The sequence below is a fragment of the Neobacillus kokaensis genome, assembly GCF_014656545.1.
GTDB lineage: Bacteria > Bacillota > Bacilli > Bacillales > Cytobacillaceae > Neobacillus > Neobacillus kokaensis.
This window is the reverse complement of sequence record NZ_BNDS01000078.1, coordinates 1-239: the sequence shown is the minus strand read 5'-3', so window position 1 is coordinate 239 and position 239 is coordinate 1. Positions and strand designations below refer to the sequence as shown.

General features: G+C 41.8%; 1 protein-coding gene. It reads right to left on the bottom strand.

The window, feature by feature from the left end:
- Positions 1 to 26: 26 nt before the first annotated feature.
- Positions 27 to 227 (bottom strand): cold-shock protein, encoded by a 201-nt coding sequence (locus IE222_RS26230; protein ID WP_027322326.1) that lies wholly within the window; start codon positions 225 to 227, stop codon positions 27 to 29.
- Between the last annotated feature and the right edge of the window lie 12 nt (positions 228 to 239).

The following is a 239-nucleotide window of genomic DNA, read 5'->3' as shown; positions in this document are numbered from 1 at the left end:
GAGTCTGTCCATGTTTGGCATTATAATTAAGCTTTACGAACGTTAGCTGCTTGTGCTCCACGTTGACCTTGCTCAACATCAAAAGTCACTTCTTGACCTTCTTCTAATGTTTTGTACCCTTCGCCTTGGATCGCTGAGAAATGAACGAATACATCTTCTCCACCTTCGCGTTCGATGAATCCGAAGCCTTTTTCGCCATTAAACCATTTTACTTTACCTTTTTCCATGTTTGTTGCCTC